An 18,861-nucleotide genomic window follows, 5' to 3' on the forward strand; every position below is an offset into this window, starting at 1 on the left:
CCTTGCGTGCGAATTTGCCTAGTGAAATAGAGCATCGAGCCGAACGAGGCCCAGGAGAGTTGACCATGCGCACCATCGACCATTTCATCGCGGGCTCTGCCGGCGGTGGCGCCACTCGTACCAGCGACGTGTTCGACCCCAATACCGGGCAGGTCCAGGCCAAGGTAAACCTCGGGGCGCAAGCCGATCTCGATCGCGCCGTCGCCGCCGCGCAGGCCGCGCAGCCGGCCTGGGCGATGACCAATCCGCAGCGCCGCGCCCGGGTGATGTTCAACTTCAAGGCGCTGGTCGAAAAGAATATGGACGAGCTCGCCCACCTGCTCTCGTCCGAGCACGGCAAGGTGATCGCCGATTCGAAGGGCGACATCCAGCGCGGGCTTGAGGTCGTCGAATTTGCCTGCGGCATCCCCCACGTGCTCAAGGGCGAATATACCCAGGGCGCGGGGCCGGGGATCGACGTCTATTCGATGCGCCAGCCGGTCGGCATCGGCGTCGGCATCACGCCGTTCAATTTCCCGGCGATGATCCCCTTGTGGATGGGCGCCGTTGCGACCGCGTGCGGCAATGCCTTCATCCTCAAGCCGTCGGAGCGCGACCCCTCGGTGCCGGTGCGCCTCGCCGAACTGATGCGCGAGGCGGGCATGCCGGAGGGCATCTTCCAGGTCGTGCACGGCGACAAGGAGATGGTCGACGCGATCCTCGACCATCCCGCGATCGCCGCGGTCAGCTTCGTCGGCTCGTCCGACATCGCGCATTACGTCTATAATCGCGGCGTCGCTGCCGGAAAGCGCGTCCAGGCGATGGGCGGGGCCAAGAACCACGGCATCGTCATGCCCGATGCCGATCTCGACCAGGTTGTCGCCGATCTGTCGGGCGCCGCATTCGGCTCGGCCGGCGAGCGCTGCATGGCGCTGCCCGTCGTGGTGCCGGTCGGCGACAAGACCGCCGAGGCGCTCAAGGCCAAATTGATCCCGGCGATCGCGGCGCTGCGGGTCGGCGTCTCGACCGACAATGACGCGCATTACGGCCCGGTGGTCAACGCCGCGCACAAGCAGCGCGTCGAAAACTGGATCCAGACCGGGGTCGACGAAGGCGCCGAACTGGTCGTCGACGGCCGCGGCTTCCAGCTCCAGGGACATGAACAGGGCTTCTTCATCGGCCCGTCCTTGTTCGACCATGTCACGCCCGACATGCAGTCGTACAAGGAAGAGATTTTCGGACCCGTCCTGCAGATCGTCCGCGCCCCCGATTTCGAAACCGCGCTCAGGCTGCCAAGCGACCACCAATATGGCAACGGCGTCGCGATCTTCACGCGCAACGGCCATGCCGCGCGCGAATTCGCCGCGCGGGTCAATGTCGGCATGGTCGGGATCAACGTGCCGATCCCGGTGCCGGTCGCCTATCACACCTTCGGCGGCTGGAAGCGCTCGGCGTTCGGCGACACCAACCAGCACGGCCTGGAAGGGGTCAAGTTCTGGACCAAGGTCAAGACGATCACCCAGCGCTGGCCCGATGGCGGCGTCGGTGACGGCGCCAACGCCTTCGTCATCCCGACGATGGGGTAAGGGCGGGGCGGTCGGCGACGATCGCCTCGAACTTCTCATGATAGCGCGGGTGCTCCGTCCCCATCATCCGGTCCCACCAGGTGAAGTAGAGGCCGAAATTGTGCCGGCCCTCGCTATGGTGGAGGTCGTGATGCGTAGTGGTGGTCAGCCATCCCGTCCAGCGGCTCTTCGTGAACCCCGACCAGGCGAGTTCATGCCCCGAATGGCCGATCACGTTGCGGATGATCTGGTGAAGCAGGAACGCCAGCACCACGAGTGCATGGAACGGCACGATCAACAGGAACAGCGGCAGGAAGGCGGCTTCGAATGCCGCCTCGATCGGCGCGAAGCTGTAGGCAGCCCAGGGCGTCGGCGTGCGCGACATGTGATGCGTCATATGCGCGCGGCGGAACAGCGCCTTCAGGTGCAACGCCCGGTGCATCCAGTAGAAATAAGCGTCGTGCGCGATGACCACCGCGACGAACTCGACGCCCGCCAGCCAGAGCGGCGGCGCGGCCATCGAAACATGGATGATGCCCATCCGCGCCAGCGCGATCGTCAGCATGGTGGAGGCGGCGAAGGTCACCATCGTGATCAGCGAATTGACCACTTCGTGCTGCCAATCGGCGAAATCGGGCGTGCGCAACTGGATGCGCCGGCTCTCCGTCCAGCGCGCGCCCAGCCACAGGACCAGGGTCACGCCGCCCGCCGCGGCCAAATAGCGGGTCAGTTCGATCATATAGCCTTGCGCGCCGCCCATGATGAGCGTTCGGATCGAGTCGGTCATACCAAGCTCCCGTCAAATGATGCGGGCTGTCTGGCCGATCGGGTGCAGGCGGTCGCGGCAACGCCGGAAAAAGCCGGTCGATTCCGGAATCGATCAGCTATTTTCGAAACCGCCCAGCGCGGCGCGGCGCCAGTCGGTCGGGGTCTGGCCGGTGGTGTCGCGGAACGCGCGGTTGAATGGCGCCAGGCTACCATAGCCCAGGTCCATCGCGATGGTGAGCACCGGCAGTGCGACCTTGGCGGGGTCGCCGAGCCACGCCTGCGCATCGGCGATGCGGTGCGAATTGAGGAAGTCGGAAAAGTTACGATAGCCCAGCCGCTGGTTGATCAGCGCGCGCAGGCGATGTTCGGGAACGGCGAGCTTCTCCGCCAGCACACCGATGGTCAGCCCGGACTCGCGATAGACATGGCCGGCCATTGCCGCGTCGAGCTTCTGCTTGAGGACATTGTCGGCCGGCGCCAGGCTCGGCTGCGGCGGCGCTGGGGCGTCGGCATCGAACAGCAGATCGGCATTGCTCGACAGCAGCACCGCGCCGAACGCCAGCACCGCGATCAGGGTGCTGCCCGATTGCAGCAGCATCAGCCAGGGGATGGTGGCGTAGCCGACGATCGTCTCGACCACGACGACCGCGAGCGTCTGCAACCCGACCACGATCACGAAGCCGGTGCGGAACGCGCGGCGTCGCTCGATCAGGTCGTCGCCGCGTTCGGTGATCGCGATCCAGATGGCGTGGACGCAGAGCGCAAAGGCCAGCGCATGCTGGGTGACGTCGGCGGTCACCGGCATGCGATGCGTCCAGTACACCGCCACGAGGAAATTGATCCAGCACGCAAGCGTGATCGCGGTAGCGATCGCCAGCAACCGCCGGTCGATGCGGCGTTCGAAGATCAGGTGGGCGAATACCCACAAAGCGAGCGGCGAGCTCTGCGCGCCGAGCTGGACGACCGGCCAGATCCGCATGCTGCGCACGTCGATCACCGGCGCGACGTCGGCCAGATAAGCCGCCACGCACAGCAGCAGCAGCACGGTTGCCCAGCGGATTGGGCGCGGTGCGCGTCCGCGGCCGATCACCAATGCGATCAGCATCAGCTGGCCTGCCGACAACAGGCGCAGCGCAGTATCGATGAGCAGCATCCGCGTCATTGCTCACGCGTTATGGCTTCGCCCCGACCGCGGGTCTATGGCCCTCTCCACACCGTCCAGACGAGACTTTCCGCATGACCAACCAGTTCGACCTGACCGATGACCAGCGCGAGATCCAGGATCTCGCGCGCAAGTTCACCGCCGACCGCATCACGCCGTTCGCGGCCGAATGGGACGAGAAGCGGCATTATCCGGTCGACGTCTGGAAAGCGGCCGGCGAGCTCGGCTTCGGGGCGATCTATGTCGCCGAGGAATCGGGTGGGATTGGGCTCGGTCGGCTGGAGGCGGCGCTGATCATGGAAGCGATGGCCTATGGCTGCCCCGCGACCAGCGCCTATATCTCGATCCACAATATGGCGACTTGGATGATCGACCGTTTCGGCGATCAGGCGATCAAGGACCGTTTCCTTCCCGACCTCGTCAGCATGGACAAGATCGCCAGCTACTGCCTGACCGAGCCGGGCTCGGGCTCGGACGCGGCGGCGCTCAAGACCAGCGCGAAGCGCGACGGCGACCATTATGTCTTGAACGGCACCAAGCAGTTCATCTCGGGTGCCGGCTATAACGACATCTATGTCTGCATGGTCCGCACCGGTGAGGAGAAGTCGAAGGGCATTTCCTGTCTGGTGGTCGAGAAGGACACGCCTGGTTTGTCGTTCGGTGCGCCCGAAAGGAAGCTCGGCTGGAATGCCTCGCCGACCGCGCAAGTGATCTTCGAGGATTGCCGCGTACCGGTCGAGAATCGCGTCGGCGCCGAAGGCGACGGCTTCCGCTTCGCGATGGCCGGGCTGGATGGCGGCCGGCTCAATATCGGCGCCTGCTCGCTCGGCGGCGCGCAACGCTGCCTCGACGAATCGATCAACTACACAAAGGAACGCCAGCAATTCGGCACGCCGGTCGCCGATTTTCAGAACACGCAATTCATGCTTGCCGACATGGCCACCGACCTCGAGGCGGCGCGGGCTTTGCTCTATCTGGCGGCGGCCAAGGTGACCGCCAACGCGCCCGACAAATCGCGCTTCTCGGCGATGGCGAAGCGGCTGGCGACCGACAATGGCAGCTCGATCGTCGACCGCGCGCTCCAGCTGCATGGCGGTTACGGCTATCTGATGGACTATCCGATCGAGCGCTTCTGGCGCGACCTCAGGGTCCATTCGATCCTGGAGGGGACCAATCAGGTGATGCGGATGATCGTCGGCCGGGATCTGACGCGGCAATGAGGGGGCTCGCTAGTTCCTCCCCATTCATGGGGAGGGGGACCGCTCGCGCAGCGAGTGGTGGAGGGGGATCTCCCCACCTACATCGCTCGTGGCCCACCCCCTCCACCAAGCCGCTTCGCGCCTTGCGTTGGGGCGAGATCGTGTCCCCCGGACACGATCTTGGTTCGCCGGGGGCGAACCAAAGCCCCAGCGCCCTCCCCGTAAACGGGGAGGATTTGGGATGACCGACGACGTCCTCACCTTCATCGAGGGCAAGGTCGGCCGCATCCGGCTCAACCGGCCCAAGGCGATCCATGCGCTCAACACCGCGATGTGCACGGCTGTGCTCGACGCGCTGGCCGCGTGGCGCCACGACCCCGCGGTCGAGGCAGTGATGATCGACCATGCCGAGGGCAGGGGGTTCTGCGCCGGCGGCGATATCCGCATGCTCGCGGAAAGCGGCGCCAGGGACGGCGTCGAGGCGCGCGAATTCTTCTTCACCGAATACCGCATGAACCATCGGCTGTTCACCTATGAGAAGCCGGTGGTGGCGTTCATGGATGGCATTACGATGGGTGGTGGCGTCGGTATCTCGCAACCCGCGCGTTATCGCGTCGCGACGGAGAATACCCGGCTTGCCATGCCCGAGACCGGGATCGGCCTGTTTCCTGATGTCGGCGGCGGCTGGTATCTGTCGCGCTTGCCGGGCCGCGTCGGCCAGTATCTCGCGCTGACCGGGCATCGGCTCGACGGGGCTGAGTGCCTCAATCTCGGGCTGGCGAGCGACTATCTGACCAGCGATACGCTCGATGAGGCCAAGGTGCGGATCGCGGCGGCGCCGACCGAGATCGAGGAGATTCTCGTCGACCTGGGAGGTCCCGTGCCCGAGGCGAAGATCGTCGCGCAGGAAGAGGAGATCAATCGCCTGTTCGAGTCCGATCGGCTGGAAGACATCTACGCGGTGCTGGAGAGCGAAGGCGGCGCCTGGGGCGCGGCAACGCTGGCGACGCTCAGGACCAAGTCGCCGCAGACGATGAAAGTGTCGCTGCGCTTGCTCAAGGAAGGGCGGCAGATGGTCGATTTCGCCGCCGAGATGGTCCAGGAATATGCCGTCGGCGCCCGCGTCGTCGTACGCCACGATTTCCTCGAAGGCGTCCGCGCGGTGATCGTCGACAAGGACAATGCGCCGGTCTGGGACCCCGACACCCCCGAAGGCGTCACCGACGAGCTGATCGACGCGATTTTCGCACCATTGCCGGCGGCAGAGGCTTGGACGCCGGCGTGAATTTGTCCGTCAGCCCAGCTTTCGCTGGGATGACGATTGGAGGAATTGAATGGCTGATTACGAAACCATCCTGGTCGACCAGCGCGAGGGCGGCGTCACGCTGATCACGCTCAATCGGCCGCAGGCGCTCAACGCGCTCAACAATCAGGTGCTCCGCGAGCTGGTCGCCGCGTTGCAGGCGTTCGACGCCGACCCGTCGCAGGGTTGCGCGGTGCTGACCGGCAGCGAAAAAGCGTTCGCCGCGGGCGCCGATATCAAGGAGATGCAGCCGCAATCGTTCGGCGACATGTACGGCGACAATTATTTCGCGGGGTGGGAGCAGTTCACTCGCACCCGCAAGCCGGTGATCGCCGCGGTCGCGGGTTTCGCGCTCGGCGGCGGCTGCGAGCTGGCGATGATGTGCGACTTCATCCTGGCCGCCGACACTGCCAAGTTCGGGCAGCCCGAGATCAAGCTGGCGGTCGCGCCCGGCATGGGCGGATCGCAGCGCCTGACCCGCGCGGTCGGCAAGGCCAAGGCGATGGAGATGTGCCTGACCGGCCGCTTCATGGACGCCGAGGAAGCCGAGCGCGCCGGTTTGGTGTCGCGGATCATTCCCGCCGCCGATCTGGTCGAGGAAGCGGTCAAGACCGCGGCGACGATCTCCGGCATGGCGCCGCTGGCGGTGCTCGCCAACAAGGAAATGGTCAACGCCGCGTTCGAGACGATGCTCATGCAGGGCGTCCAATTCGAACGTCGCCTGTTCCATGGCTTGTTCGGCACGGAAGATCAGAAGGAAGGCATGGCCGCGTTCGTCGAGAAGCGCCCGGGAAAATGGGTCGGGAAGTAGGTGAATAGGCCCTCTCCCGTCGGGAGAGGGTTGCGAAGACTTAGGCTCGAAGAGCCTTAGTCGAAGCTGGGTGAGGGGATCACCCTATCGAGAGCGGATCCCCTCATCCAAGCTCCGCTAGGCAGCAAGCTGCCAAGCTACGCTATCCTTCTCCCTCTGGAGAAGGTTTGAGAAGAGGACATACAATGGCACGCGTCGCATTCATCGGGCTGGGCAATATGGGCGGCGGGATGGCCGCGAATCTGGCGAAGAAGGGGCACGACGTCCGCGCCTTCGATCTGTCGGCCGAGGCGCTCGACAAGGCCAAGGCTGCCGGCTGCCTGCCCGCCGCGAACGCAGCCGAAGCGGTCGACGGTGCCGAGGCGGTGGTGACGATGCTGCCCGCGGGCAAGCATGTCGAAAGCGTCTATGACGAGTCGATCCTGGGCAAGGCGCCACTCAACGCGATCCTGATGGATTGCTCGACGATCGACGTCGCGACCGCCAAGCGCGTCGGCGAGGCGGCGCAGGCCAAGGGCTATGCCGCGGTCGACGCGCCGGTGTCGGGCGGGATCGCGGCGGCCAATGCGGGCACCTTGACCTTCATGGTCGGCGGCTCGGCAGAGGCGTTCGATCGCGCCCAGCCGTTTCTCGCCGACATGGGCAAGGCGGTGATCCATGCCGGCGCGTCGGGTGCCGGACAGGCGGCCAAGATCTGCAACAACATGGTGCTCGGCGCCGAGATGATCGCGACCTGCGAAGCGTTCGTGCTGGCGGACAAGCTTGGTCTCGATCCGCAGAAATTCTTCGACATCGCCAGCGTGAGTTCGGGCCAGAGCTGGTCGCTGACGAGCTATGCGCCCTGGCCCGGTGTCGGCCCGGAAACGCCGGCTGACCGCGACTATCAGGGCGGCTTCGCGACCGCGCTGATGCTCAAGGACTTGCGGCTGGCGATGGAAGCAGCGGCGTCGGTCGATGCCGATACGCCGATGGGGGCTAAAGCGGCGGAGCTCTATCAAGCGTTCAACGATGCCGGGAATGGCGGGCTCGATTTCTCGGCGATCATCCGCTTGCTCGGCAAGGACCGGCAATGAGCGTCGCGTTCCGCCGCGAGAGCGACGAGGAGCATAAGGAACCGCGGTTCGAGCTGCCGATTCCGGCCGGGCCGAATCTGGTCACCGAAGGCGGACCGGCGCTGATCGACGGACGTATCGCCGCGCTCGAAGCCGAGCAGGCGGAAGCGGATGAGGCGCGCCGCGAGGAGATCGCGCGCGACTTGCGCTATTGGCACACTCGCCGCGTTACCGCCATCGTCGCGCCTGTGCCGCCGGCGGACGAGATCGCCTTCGGGTCGCGGGTGCGGATCGCGGTGGATAGGAGCGAGCGGGTGATCCGGATCGTTGGCGATGATGAGGCCGATCCGGCGGCAGGGCTGATCGCGTTTTCGGCGCCGCTGGCGCGGGCGTTGATCGGGGCAGAGGAGGGGGAGGCGGTGTCTCTGCCGGGCCGGCCTGATGCGGTTGAGGTGATTCAGATTTTAGCTGCAGCAGACGCCTAGAAACAGACCCTCATCCTTCCGGCGCTTCGCGCCTCCCTCCCTCTCCCGCATGCGGGAGAGGGAAGGGGCCCGCCGCCGAAGGCGGTGGGAAGGGTGAGGGTCTATTCAGCTCTGGCTGGCTGGACATCCGCCCGCCATTGTGGCGGAAGGGCGCACCCCTCCCAGGTCCAGGATTCTCCCTCCATGTTCAGCCGGCTCGCCCGCCTCATCGGTTCCGCCCTGATCGTCGCCGCGACCACCGCGGCGAGCGGACCGAGCTACCAACCGCGCGAGACCTTCGCGCCGTTCGACATGGAGCAAGCGGTCAATCGCTATCGTGGCGGTGACGGCCTGCCCGGCCCCGATTACTGGCAGAACCGCGCCGATTACGTGATCCGCGCGACGCTCGACCCCGCCGCGCACACGATCAAGGGTGAGGTCGCGATCACTTATACCAATGCCAGCCCGAGCGCGCTCGACGTGCTGTGGCTGCAACTCGAGCAGAATATCTACCGTCCCGGATCGCGCGGCAGCCTGGCGCAGGGCGGTGCGCCGCGCGGCAATACCGACGGGATGACGCTCGACCAGGTGTCGGTGACGCTCGGCAAGGCCACGGTGGCGGTCGACCCGGTGATCAGCGACACCCGCGCGCAGCTTCGACTGCCGGCCGCCCTCGCATCTGGCGGCAAGGCGGTGATCCACATCCGCTATCATTACGAAGTGCCCAACGACGCGTTCGGCGGGCGCACCGGCTGGCTGACCGCGAAGAACGGCGCGCCGATCTATTCGGTTGCGCAATGGTACCCGCGCATGGCGGTGTTCGACGACCTGCGCGGCTGGGACCCGGCGCCCTATCTCGCGCAGGAATTCTACCTCGAATACGGCAATTTCGACTATTTCATCACCGTCCCGTCGGACATGATCGTCGCCGGATCGGGCGAGCTGCTGAATCCGCAGGACGTGCTCACCCCGCAACAGCAAGCGCGGCTGGCGGCAGCGCGGCGTAGCGACCGCACGGTGATGATCCGCGAACCCGACCGGATCGGCGACCCAACCACGCGGCCCAAGGTCGGCTCGCTGACCTGGCATTTCCACATGGACAATAGCCGCGACGTCGCCTTCAGCGCTTCGTCGGCCTTCGCCTGGGATGCGGCGCGGATCAACCTGCCCGGCGGCAAGAGCTCGCTCGCCATGTCCTTCTATCCGGCGGAATCGGCCGGCCCCGACCGATGGGCGCGCTCGACCGAATATATGAAGGACGCGGTCGAGCGGTATTCGGCCAAATGGTACCCCTATCCTTGGCCCGCCGCGATCAACATCGCCGGTCCCGCATCGGGGATGGAATATCCCGGCATCGTGTTCGACGGTGTCGAGGACAAGGGCAAGGAGCTGTTCTGGATCAGCGCGCACGAGATCGGGCACAGCTGGTTCCCGATGATCGTCGGCTTCGACGAGCGCCGCAACGCCTGGATGGACGAAGGCTTCAACACGTTCATCGACACCTATGAATCGGACGAGTTCAACCGTGGCGAATATGCCCCCAAGCGCGATAGCGAATATGCGCCGGGCGGCGGCAATCCGGTCGACGAAATCCTTCCGATTTTGGCCGATCCCGACGCCCCGCCGATCCTGTCGCGCGCCGACACGATCCCCGGCAAGTACCGCCACCCGGTGACCTATTTCAAATCGGCACTCGGGCTGGTGCTGTTGCGTGAACAGATTCTCGGCCCGCAGCGGTTCGATGCTGCGTTCCGCCGCTTCATCGCCGCTTGGGCATTCAAGCATCCGAAACCGGCCGACTTCTTTCGCGCGATGGAAAGCGAAAGCGGCGAGGATTTGTCCTGGTGGTGGCGCGGCTGGTACGCGAACAATTGGCAGATGGATTTGGCGGTCGACACTATCTCGACAGCCAAAGACGGCACGCCATTGGTCCGCGTCGTGTCGCGTGACAAGCTGGTCATGCCGGTGACGTTGCGCATGACTTATGCAGACGGGCGGACGAGCGACGTCGCGTTGCCAGCAGAGACGTGGATTCGCCAGGCAGCAACCGACGTCGCGGTGCCGCGCGGCACGGTCGTGAGGGCCGAGCTCGACCCGGGCCATAAGCTGCCCGATCGCGACCGGTCGAACAACGTCGCGACGCGCAAGCCGTGAACCAATAGCGCCGTGTTCCTGCTTTTGCAGGAACACGGTTTTAGAACCCAATCCGTCCACCACCTTCCGGCCGCGACGCCACTTCCTTCGCGATCAGCCCGACCAGCGCCTCGGGCTCGGGTCGGGCCTCGGCGAAGCGCAGGCCGCGTGCTACCACCGCGAGGTCGCCCGGCGTCACGCCGTGGAGCCGCGCCAGCGAGCGCGGTGCCGCGACCCCGAACTGCCGCTCGAACGCCTGCGCCGCCCGCACCGGCGACAGCGCGCGCAGTTCGAGCTTGAACACGAACCGCCGCATCGCCGCCGGGTCGAGCTTTGCCGCGTGGTTGGTCGCCGCGACGAACGGCAGGGGGTGCCGCTCGAACCAGGTCAGCAATTCGTTGACCTGGCTGACTTCCCAACTCGCCTGTGCATTGCCGCGATCGGCGAGGATCGAGTCGATCTCGTCGAATAGCAACACCGCCTCGTCCTCTCGCGCTTCGGCGAACGCATCGGCGATGTTCGCCTCGGTCCCGCCGACCCATTTGGACAACAAGTCCGACGCGCGCTTGACGATCAGCGGCCGGTCGAGCCGCTCGGCCAAGTGATGCGCCAGCGCGGTCTTGCCGGTGCCCGGCGGCCCGGTCAGCAGCAATGAGAAGTCGCGCGGCGCCTCGGTGCGGGTGACGCGATCGAGCAACGCGGCGACGTCGATATCCGCTTCGACCAAGGCGGGGTCGAACCGCGCCGTGCCTTCGACCGGGCGCAACGGCCCGGACAGCGCTGTGACCAAAGATTCGGCCGTCGCCACCGCATCGCCGCCCCCCAGTTTGGCCGATCGGATCGCGACGCGCGCGATGCTCGCTGCCTCTGGCGCGCGCGACACCAAAGCGTCGAACGCCGGCGGCACCGCCACGCCCTCCTCCGCCGCGATCCGCGCCAGCACCTGCCGCGCCGCGCGTGCCGACGGCTGCTTCATATGCAGCACGAAGCTCATCCGTCGCAGGATCGCGGGGTCGACATTGCCGATCGCGTTGCTGGTCCAAATCACCGGCAGCTGGTTGGTTTCCAGCATCCGATTGACGAACACTTTGGACCCCTGCCGTCCGCGCATGAAGTCGCCGTTGCTCGGCGAGGCATCGCCAATCAAATCCTCGAACTCGTCGAACAGCAGCACGGTATTGCCGCGCGCGGCGAATGCCCGCTGGCCGAGATTGAGCGAGCCGATCCGGTCGAACCGGCTCGGTTCCTCGCCATCGAAATCGTGCTCGCCAACCGCGAACAACGCCGCTCCTGCCGCTTCGGCGAGGCTGCGCGCGAACTCGGTCTTGCCGGTGCCGGGCGGCCCGTGGATCAGGATGTTGACTCCGGGCGTCCGCGTCGCCGCCGCGCCGCGCAGCAAGCCAACGAGCAGGTCGCTGCACGCGCGCGCTTGAGGGAAGGCGTCGAGCGGCAGCGTCCCGCGCTGGCGTGCACCGACCATCGCGGCGACGATCTCCTCGCCGTCAGTGATGCCGCGGTCGAGCAGCCGGTCGAATCGCCAGGTCGTCTCGATCCGCGGCGCCTCGAGATGTTCGCGGCTGAATTCGAACAAGCCCAGTCGCATCACCAGGCTGGCGCGCGCCGCGGACGCGGTGGTGGCACCGGCGAGGGTGCCAAGCGCCATCGCCATGTCGACCTGCGCGCGCGCCATCGCTCGCGCCAGCGCATTGGCGCGCGGGCGCCGCTCGAACATCAGCGCCAGTGTCAGCAACCGCCGGTCAAACGCGTCGAGCGCGAGCAGATCGCCAAGCGCCGTAGCGAGATCGACCAACGAGTCTGTCTCGTCAGGTGCTGCGATCGCCCGTGCGGCGGCGTTTTCCAGCCATGCGAGATCGGTCGCCACACCCTCCACGGGTGCACCGGCCAGCCAGGTCGCATTGGTTTCGGCCCATTCGGTCAGCGCGCGGGCGACCGTGACGGACCCTCTGTAAGTATCGATCAGGTGGCGCAACAGCGTCGCCACCAGGCGCAACTCGCCCATGACATCTCCTTCGTGCCGCACGCGTGCAAAGGTGCACGCCTGCGGCAACTCGTTCAGTGGTTGTGGAGATCGGCGCGCCCGATGCCCGCGGGCCGGCGCGCAAGGGCTTGCGCTAGGGCTGGCGCGGGACGCGGACGGAGCGGAGCCCCGTTATGATCTTGCGTCCAAACATGCGTTGTCCTCACATATCGGGCGGACTCGCCACCCGAGGCCGGGCCCGTTACGCCCGCGCACCGATAACGTCAAGCATCGCGGCCAAGCATCATGCTTGCCGCCGCCACATGACACGCTAAACCGGCGGCAAACAGGGGATTGATCGATGGCGACGGTAATGGCGGAAGAGTTGCGGCCGGATCCCAGCCCATCCGATATCCGGCTGGTCATCGCCGCCTCGTCGCTCGGCACCGCATTCGAGTGGTATGATTTCTTCATCTACGGCACGCTCGCCAAGATCATCGGCGCGGCGTTCTTCCCGGCGGGGAACGAGATGGTCCAGACGCTGCTCGCCTGGGCGGGGTTCGCGGTCGGCTTCGGTTTCCGTCCGCTGGGCGCGGTGCTGTTCGGCTATCTCGGCGACAAATTGGGCCGAAAATATACGTTCCTCGTCACTATCACATTGATGGGCATCGCCACCGCCGGCGTCGGGCTGGTCCCGCCGGCCGCGCAGATCGGCCTATGGGCGCCCGGTATCATCATCCTGCTGCGCGTCGCGCAGGGCCTGGCGCTGGGCGGCGAATATGGCGGGGCGGCGATCTATGTCGCGGAGCATTCTCCGCCCGGTAAATCGGGTTTCTACACCAGCTTCATCCAGGCCTGCGTCGCCGGTGGTTTCATCCTCAGCCTGGCGGTCGTGCTGCTGACCAAGCTCGCGGTGAGCGAGGCGGACTGGGCGGCCTGGGCATGGCGGTTCCCGTTCCTGTTCTCGCTGGTGTTGCTCGCGGTGTCGCTGTGGATGCGGCTCAAGCTCAGCGAAAGCCCGGTGTTCCGGGCGATCAAGGAAGCGGGGGAGACGGTCAAGAATCCGATCGTTTCCAGCTTCACTTATCCCGGCAATCTTAAGCGGCTGTTCGTCGCCTTGTTCGGCGTCGCCGCTGGGCTGACGGTGATCTGGTACACCGCGTTGTTCTCGACTTTGTCTTTCCTGACGACGACGATGCGGGTCGAGGAAACCACCGCACAGCTGATCGTCGGCGTCGCCGGCGGCGCGGGATTGTTCTGGTTCATCTATTTCGGCCGGATGTCCGATCGCGTCGGGCGCAAGGCGCCGATCGTGATCGGCTATGCGGTGACCCTGGCCCTGCTCTTCCCGATCTTCTGGGTGATCGGCAGCGCCGCCAATCCGGATCTCGCGCATGCCGCGAAGCGCGCGCCCGTCATCGTGTCGGGGCCGCATTGCAGCTATGATCCGTTCGCCGCGAAGCAGGTCGACGAATGCGGCCAGCTGCTCGACTATTTCTCCAAAAAGGGGATCGCCTATACCAAGGACACCACCCCCGCGATCGCGGTGATCATCGGGGGAGACGCGGTGTCCGACACCAGCCCGGCCGGGCTCGATGCGGCGCTCGCCGCCAATGGGTACAAGCTCGACAAGGTGCGGCCGACGGCGATTGGGATCGCAGTGATCATCTTCGCCATGCTGGTGATGGGGGCATTGGCCGGCGCCACGTATGGGCCGGTAGCGGCCTTGCTCGCCGAGATGTTTCCGGCGCGCATCCGCTACAGTTCGATGTCGATCCCCTATCATATCGGCACCGGCTATTTCGGCGGCTTCCTGCCGTTCATCAGCCAATATATCGTCGCCAAGACCGGCGATCCCTATGCCGGGCTGTGGTATACTTGGGCTGTGGTGCTGATGGCGCTGCTGGTGTCGCTCTGGGGCCTCAAATGGAAAGGCGATAAGCTGGCCGAGTAACGGCGGCTCCTGTGAGTTCGGTCTTGCGGGCGGCACTCAGGGTAGCGTCACCGCCGCCCTGCCGCTAGGCAGCGGCGCATGGTCGCAGCTCCCCTTCGTTTGCGTCGCGATGCCGACGCCCTGGTCGCCAATTGGCGCGCGCTTGCGCGGCTGAGTGGGTCCGCTGCGTGCGGCGCGGCGATCAAAGCCGATGGTTATGGGCTCGGCGCCGGCTGGGTTGCGGAGAGGCTGGCAGCGGTCGGATGTCGCGACTTCTTTGTCGCCACCTGGGCCGAGGCCGCTGCGCTGGCGACGCTGGGGTTGCCCAGCCTGTCGGTCTTCCACGGCGTGCGCGACGAGGACATGGAACTGGCGCTGTCGGGCATCGCGACGCCCGTTCTCAACACCGTGAAGCAGGCGGCACGTTGGCGCGAAGCCGGTGGCGGCATGTGCCATGTCATGCTGGACACCGGGATGAACCGGCTGGGGCTCGGCGAGGACGACCTCGCCGCCGGCGCGGTCGAGGGACTCGAGATCGACACGCTGATGAGCCATCTCGCCTCGGCCGACGAGGACGGGCCGCAGAGCGGCGACCAGCGCGGCCGGTTCATCTCGATGGCCGATGGGGTCACGGCACAGCGCCTGAGCCTCGCCAATTCGGCGGGGATCGCGCTCGGCGCCAATTATACCTTTGACCTCACCCGTCCGGGCCTGGCGCTGTACGGCGGCGTTCCGCGGCCGGAGCTTGGCGGTGCCATCATTCAGGTCGCCCGGCCAGAGGCGCAGGTGCTCCAGCGACGCACCGTGCGGGCGGGCGAAGCGGTCGGCTACAACGCGACCTGGGAGGCGCCTGCGGATACCGAAGTCGCGATCCTCAACTATGGCTATGCCGACGGCTATTTCAGGGGCTTTTCGGGGCGCGGTTCTGCGCTGATCGGTTCTGCGGTGCTGCCGCTACTCGGCCGTGTGTCGATGGACCTGATCGCGATAGATGTGACAGGGCATGATGTCGGCGAGGGCGACTGGCTGACGATCGACTTCGACCTGCCGCGCGCCGCGGCGGAATCAGGCATGTCGCAATATGAACTGCTGACGGGGCTGGGGCGCCGGTTCGATCGGATGGGTTGACCGGTCGCGTTCGAACTGACGCTGCCCGCGGCGGGTTCGCAATCCCCAAAAAATAAGGGCCGCCTCTTGCGAGACGGCCCCTTTTTATTTGCCTTCGCCTGCTTAGCGGAACTTGAGCTTGAAGCCTGCGTAGAAGAAGCGACCCACGTTATCGTAGATCGAGCTGCCAGCTCCAGTGCCGGTCAGCAAGAACGGCGGCTTGGTATCGAACAAATTGTCGACGCCAGCATAGAACTCATACTTCTTGCTGATCGTCGCGCCCAGGCGGACGTTGTGATACCATGTCGCCGGGTACCAGACCTCGCTAGTGAGATCGGCGTTCTGCGGAGGGCTGCCGTTGAACGAATGCTGTGCCTCGTAGGTGCCGATCGTCATCTTGCCGATATACCGTGCCTGGTAGCGCAGGCTAAACCCACCCTGGGTCTCGTAAGCGACAGACGCCTGCGCCTCGAACTGCGGATCGCCCAGTTCGCTCAACTGACGGTCTGGCTTGTTCGGGTTGACCGGATCGAGATAGTTGGTCTTCTCGAACACGTAGGTTCCGATACCGCGAAGCGACAAACGACCGCCCAGAACGGTGCGGGTATATGACAAGTCAGCGTCCAAACCGCGAGTCTGTTGCCGCGCGAAGTTAACCGGACCCGACGAGCCGACATAGGGCGTCGCGAATTCGTGGGTGGTTGAGTTACGCGGATTGAGCAGCGCGCAATATTGGTTGTTCAGCGATGACGCGTCGTAGCATTGGTTGAGGATTGTCTGCAGGCTCAACGACGCGATCAGGCTCTTCACGTTGATATTATAATAGTCGAACGTCAGCACGAGGCCGGGCGCGAAGCGTGGGGTGATCACCGCGCCGTAGGTCCAGCTGTTCGACGTCTCGGCCGTCAGCTGCGAGTTACCGCCGTCCAGATAGCTGAGCGTCTGGGTACGCGCCGGGGTGTTGACGAACCCGACCGGGACGCCAGCAGCCGCACAATTGGCCTTGCGGTTGGTGCTGCCGCCAGTGCCGTTATTGATGTTGGCGATGTCACAGGGATCGCCGACCGAGGCGAAGTTCTGTGACAATGGTGAAAACAGATCGCTTTGGGTCGGCGCACGTACCGACTTCGAATAACCTGCCCGGAACCGGATATCCCTGACCGGTGCCCAGATTCCCGACACGTTGTAGGTCCATACCGTGCCGGTTGCCGTGTTGTAGTCCGATACGCGGCCGGCGCCGGCGATCGTCAGCTCCTGCGCAAACGGCAGGTCCTTGAGGATCGGGATGTTGATTTCCGCAAACGCCTCCTTGACGTCCAAGGCCGGCGGCAGGAACGGCTGGATCGCGTTGAGGAAGGTGCCGCCCGACTGGGTCAGAGCGTCGTAGACCGAACGCGCGGTTTCCCGACGGTACTCAGCGCCGAGGTTGAACGCGACGGGCCCGCCCGGCAACGAGAAGAGCTGCGAAAGGTCGCCGGTGAGGTTCGCCGTGATGTCGAGCTCGGTAGCGCGCTCGACGCGGGTTGCGGTCGTGTTGATGAACCGCAATGCGGCGGCCGACGGTGCCCCGCTGCCGAACAGGTTGATCGGCACGCAGTCCGGACGAACGTTGCCGCCCGCACCCGCATTGATCCCGCAGATGACCTTTTGTCCGTTCGCGCCGGTAGCGAAGTTGCTGCCGCTAAAGCCGGCCGGTGCAACCACGGCGTCTTCCGCAAGCAGGAACCCGTCAAGGTTGCCGTTGAGATCGAACAACTTAAGGTTGTTCAACGACGTCATGTGCGTGTCGAGTTGCCCATAATTGACCGCCACTTCGTAGCGCCAATCTTCATTGAACGTGCCCTCGACGCCGCCGACGATACGGAAGGTGTCGCGACGATGCAGTTCGCCGCGGCCGCCGAAGTCGACATTGAAGCGGCTGAGCGTCAGCAAGCCGGTCGCCGGGTTGGCGCAACGGCCGATCGACTGCAGCGTTTGCAGCGCTTGATTGCTCAGGAACGGATTGTTGCAGCGAAGTTCCTTGATTGCCGCGAACTGGTCGTCGGTGGTCGCGAAGAACCCGGCCAACGAGCCCTGGAAGAAGCTCGGCTGACCTTCCTGATTGGCGTTGATGCGGACGAACTTGGCTTCGACGAACGGCTTGAACGCCGGCGAGACATCGAAATGCGCCAACAGACTGACCGATATGCGCTCGAGCTCTGGGTCGAGCTGACCGGTGTTGTTCAGCGTCGAGCCAAGGCCGCCCACGGTATTTGAGCTGATGCCGTTGGTGATGTCGCGGAAGTCGATCGTCGGCTGACTGAGCGCCAGCGAACCGTCCGGCATGAACATGTAGCGCTCAGCGTTGTTTGCCGACGCGCCGGTCACTCGGCTGGCGCGGCACCTGCCGGCCAGGATGCTACCAGCTGCCGGGCCGCCGGCCGCGGTGCTCGGACAGATCGCGGTCAACTCGCCGCCATCCGAGATCGTGCCGTTGCGAACGCCCCTGTAGAAATGCTGGTCGATGATGCCGTTCGAACCGCTGGTACCATCGAGCGTGGTGTCGGAATCGGTGTTGAACTGGTTGCGGCCGCTGAATGCGCCGGTCAGATAGTCGCGATCGGTCAGGTAAAGCGCGTTGTTCTTCGAATATTCGGCGGCGACGGCGATGTTGCCCCGGCCACCGGCAAAATTCGTACCGGCAGCGATCGACCCGAAGTAGCCGCCACGGTCGCCCCGCGACGAAATGCCGCCCTGGCCCGAGATTTTGATGCCGGTGAAATTACGCTTCATGACGAAGTTGACGACGCCGGCGACTGCGTCCGAACCGTAGACCGCCGAGCTGCCGCCGGTGACGATGTCGACACGCTCTAGCAAATCATCCGGAATGGTATTGGTGTCGACCAGATAGTCACCTGGCGACGCCGTGACATGACGGCGGCCGTTAACCAACACCAGGGTGCGGGCGGTGCCCAAGCCGCGAAGGTCGAGCAGGTTGAGGCCCGAGGTTCCGATGAAGCGGGTCGAGTTGGCTTGGCTAAACGTCGAACGCAGCGCCGGCAGGTTGTTGAGTGCATCACCGACGTTGAGCTGGCCGTTGGAAAGCAGATCTTCGGCGGTGACCGTCGTTATCGGAACGGGCGACGACAGGGTCGGGCGAGCAATGCGCGAGCCCGTGATGATAATCTCGTCCTTGTTCGGCTTGCCGTCGTCGGTCGCGGTGGTGGTCTGCGGGTCGGTCTGCGGCGCCGCTTCGGGAGCGGTGGTAGCCGCAGGCGTGGATTTGTCAGCTTTGGCAAAGGCGACTGCCGGCATTGCGGACAGCACGCCAACGAGCGCGGTCGCGCCCAGAAAACGCTGGATGTTCATGTTAGGCCCCTTGCTGTCGAGGTCTATATGCCTCGGTACAGCGATAGAACCCTTGCGGC

Annotated in this window: 13 protein-coding genes; 9 read left to right on the top strand and 4 right to left on the bottom strand. The window is 65.3% G+C overall.

The window, feature by feature from the left end:
• The first annotated feature begins 65 nt into the window (after positions 1 to 65).
• Positions 66 to 1,565 carry a CoA-acylating methylmalonate-semialdehyde dehydrogenase gene (locus AC1DQQ_RS00865; protein ID WP_478027669.1) on the top strand — a complete coding sequence of 500 codons (1,500 nt, stop codon included), beginning with the start codon at positions 66 to 68 and terminating at the stop codon, positions 1,563 to 1,565.
• Here AC1DQQ_RS00865 and AC1DQQ_RS00870 read toward each other — a convergent pair.
• Positions 1,546 to 2,331 (bottom strand): sterol desaturase family protein, encoded by a 786-nt coding sequence (locus AC1DQQ_RS00870; protein WP_478044004.1) that lies wholly within the window; start codon positions 2,329 to 2,331, stop codon positions 1,546 to 1,548. The genes AC1DQQ_RS00865 and AC1DQQ_RS00870 overlap by 20 nt on opposite strands.
• A gap of 93 nt (positions 2,332 to 2,424) precedes the next feature.
• Complete coding sequence (locus tag AC1DQQ_RS00875; protein ID WP_478044005.1) at positions 2,425 to 3,474, bottom strand: AraC family transcriptional regulator; 1,050 nt, start codon at positions 3,472 to 3,474, stop codon at positions 2,425 to 2,427.
• Between the two features lie 74 nt (positions 3,475 to 3,548).
• Here AC1DQQ_RS00875 and AC1DQQ_RS00880 point away from each other — a divergent pair, with 74 nt between their 5' ends.
• The 6 genes from AC1DQQ_RS00880 to AC1DQQ_RS00905 all read left to right on the top strand — a co-directional run bounded on the left by AC1DQQ_RS00880 (position 3,549) and on the right by AC1DQQ_RS00905 (position 10,457).
• Positions 3,549 to 4,694: an acyl-CoA dehydrogenase family protein gene (locus tag AC1DQQ_RS00880; RefSeq protein WP_478027672.1), complete on the top strand. Its 1,146-nt coding sequence runs from the start codon at positions 3,549 to 3,551 to the stop codon at positions 4,692 to 4,694.
• Positions 4,695 to 4,914: 220 nt separating this feature from the next.
• Positions 4,915 to 5,958, top strand: coding sequence for an enoyl-CoA hydratase/isomerase family protein (locus AC1DQQ_RS00885; RefSeq protein ID WP_478044006.1), 1,044 nt, complete (start codon positions 4,915 to 4,917; stop codon positions 5,956 to 5,958).
• 49 nt (positions 5,959 to 6,007) lie between these two features.
• Positions 6,008 to 6,787: an enoyl-CoA hydratase gene (locus AC1DQQ_RS00890; protein ID WP_478044007.1), complete on the top strand. Its 780-nt coding sequence runs from the start codon at positions 6,008 to 6,010 to the stop codon at positions 6,785 to 6,787.
• A gap of 185 nt (positions 6,788 to 6,972) precedes the next feature.
• The gene (gene mmsB, locus AC1DQQ_RS00895) at positions 6,973 to 7,860 is read left to right on the top strand and encodes a 3-hydroxyisobutyrate dehydrogenase (RefSeq protein WP_478039902.1); all 888 of its coding nucleotides are present in this window, start codon (positions 6,973 to 6,975) and stop codon (positions 7,858 to 7,860) included.
• Positions 7,857 to 8,324 (top strand): GreA/GreB family elongation factor, encoded by a 468-nt coding sequence (locus AC1DQQ_RS00900; RefSeq protein WP_478044008.1) that lies wholly within the window; start codon positions 7,857 to 7,859, stop codon positions 8,322 to 8,324. The genes mmsB and AC1DQQ_RS00900 overlap by 4 nt, the downstream gene beginning before the upstream one ends.
• A 183-nt stretch (positions 8,325 to 8,507) precedes the next feature.
• Positions 8,508 to 10,457, top strand: a complete 1,950-nt coding sequence (locus AC1DQQ_RS00905) for a M1 family metallopeptidase (protein ID WP_478044009.1) — start codon at positions 8,508 to 8,510, stop codon at positions 10,455 to 10,457.
• A gap of 40 nt (positions 10,458 to 10,497) precedes the next feature.
• On the opposite strand, the gene AC1DQQ_RS00910 is transcribed toward AC1DQQ_RS00905, so the two are convergent.
• Positions 10,498 to 12,456: an AAA family ATPase gene (locus AC1DQQ_RS00910; RefSeq protein ID WP_478039907.1), complete on the bottom strand. Its 1,959-nt coding sequence runs from the start codon at positions 12,454 to 12,456 to the stop codon at positions 10,498 to 10,500.
• Between the two features lie 319 nt (positions 12,457 to 12,775).
• Here AC1DQQ_RS00910 and AC1DQQ_RS00915 point away from each other — a divergent pair, with 319 nt between their 5' ends.
• The gene (locus tag AC1DQQ_RS00915) at positions 12,776 to 14,368 is read left to right on the top strand and encodes an MFS transporter (RefSeq protein WP_478027679.1); all 1,593 of its coding nucleotides are present in this window, start codon (positions 12,776 to 12,778) and stop codon (positions 14,366 to 14,368) included.
• A 78-nt stretch (positions 14,369 to 14,446) separates the two neighbouring features.
• A complete protein-coding gene (locus tag AC1DQQ_RS00920) occupies positions 14,447 to 15,475 on the top strand; it encodes an alanine racemase (protein ID WP_478039909.1) in 1,029 nt (342 codons plus the stop codon).
• A gap of 102 nt (positions 15,476 to 15,577) precedes the next feature.
• Here the strand turns inward: AC1DQQ_RS00920 and AC1DQQ_RS00925 are convergent, their stop codons facing one another.
• Complete coding sequence (locus AC1DQQ_RS00925; protein ID WP_478039911.1) at positions 15,578 to 18,802, bottom strand: TonB-dependent receptor domain-containing protein; 3,225 nt, start codon at positions 18,800 to 18,802, stop codon at positions 15,578 to 15,580.
• Positions 18,803 to 18,861 lie beyond the last annotated feature (59 nt).

Source organism: Sphingomonas sp. P4_G3 (assembly GCF_056401105.1).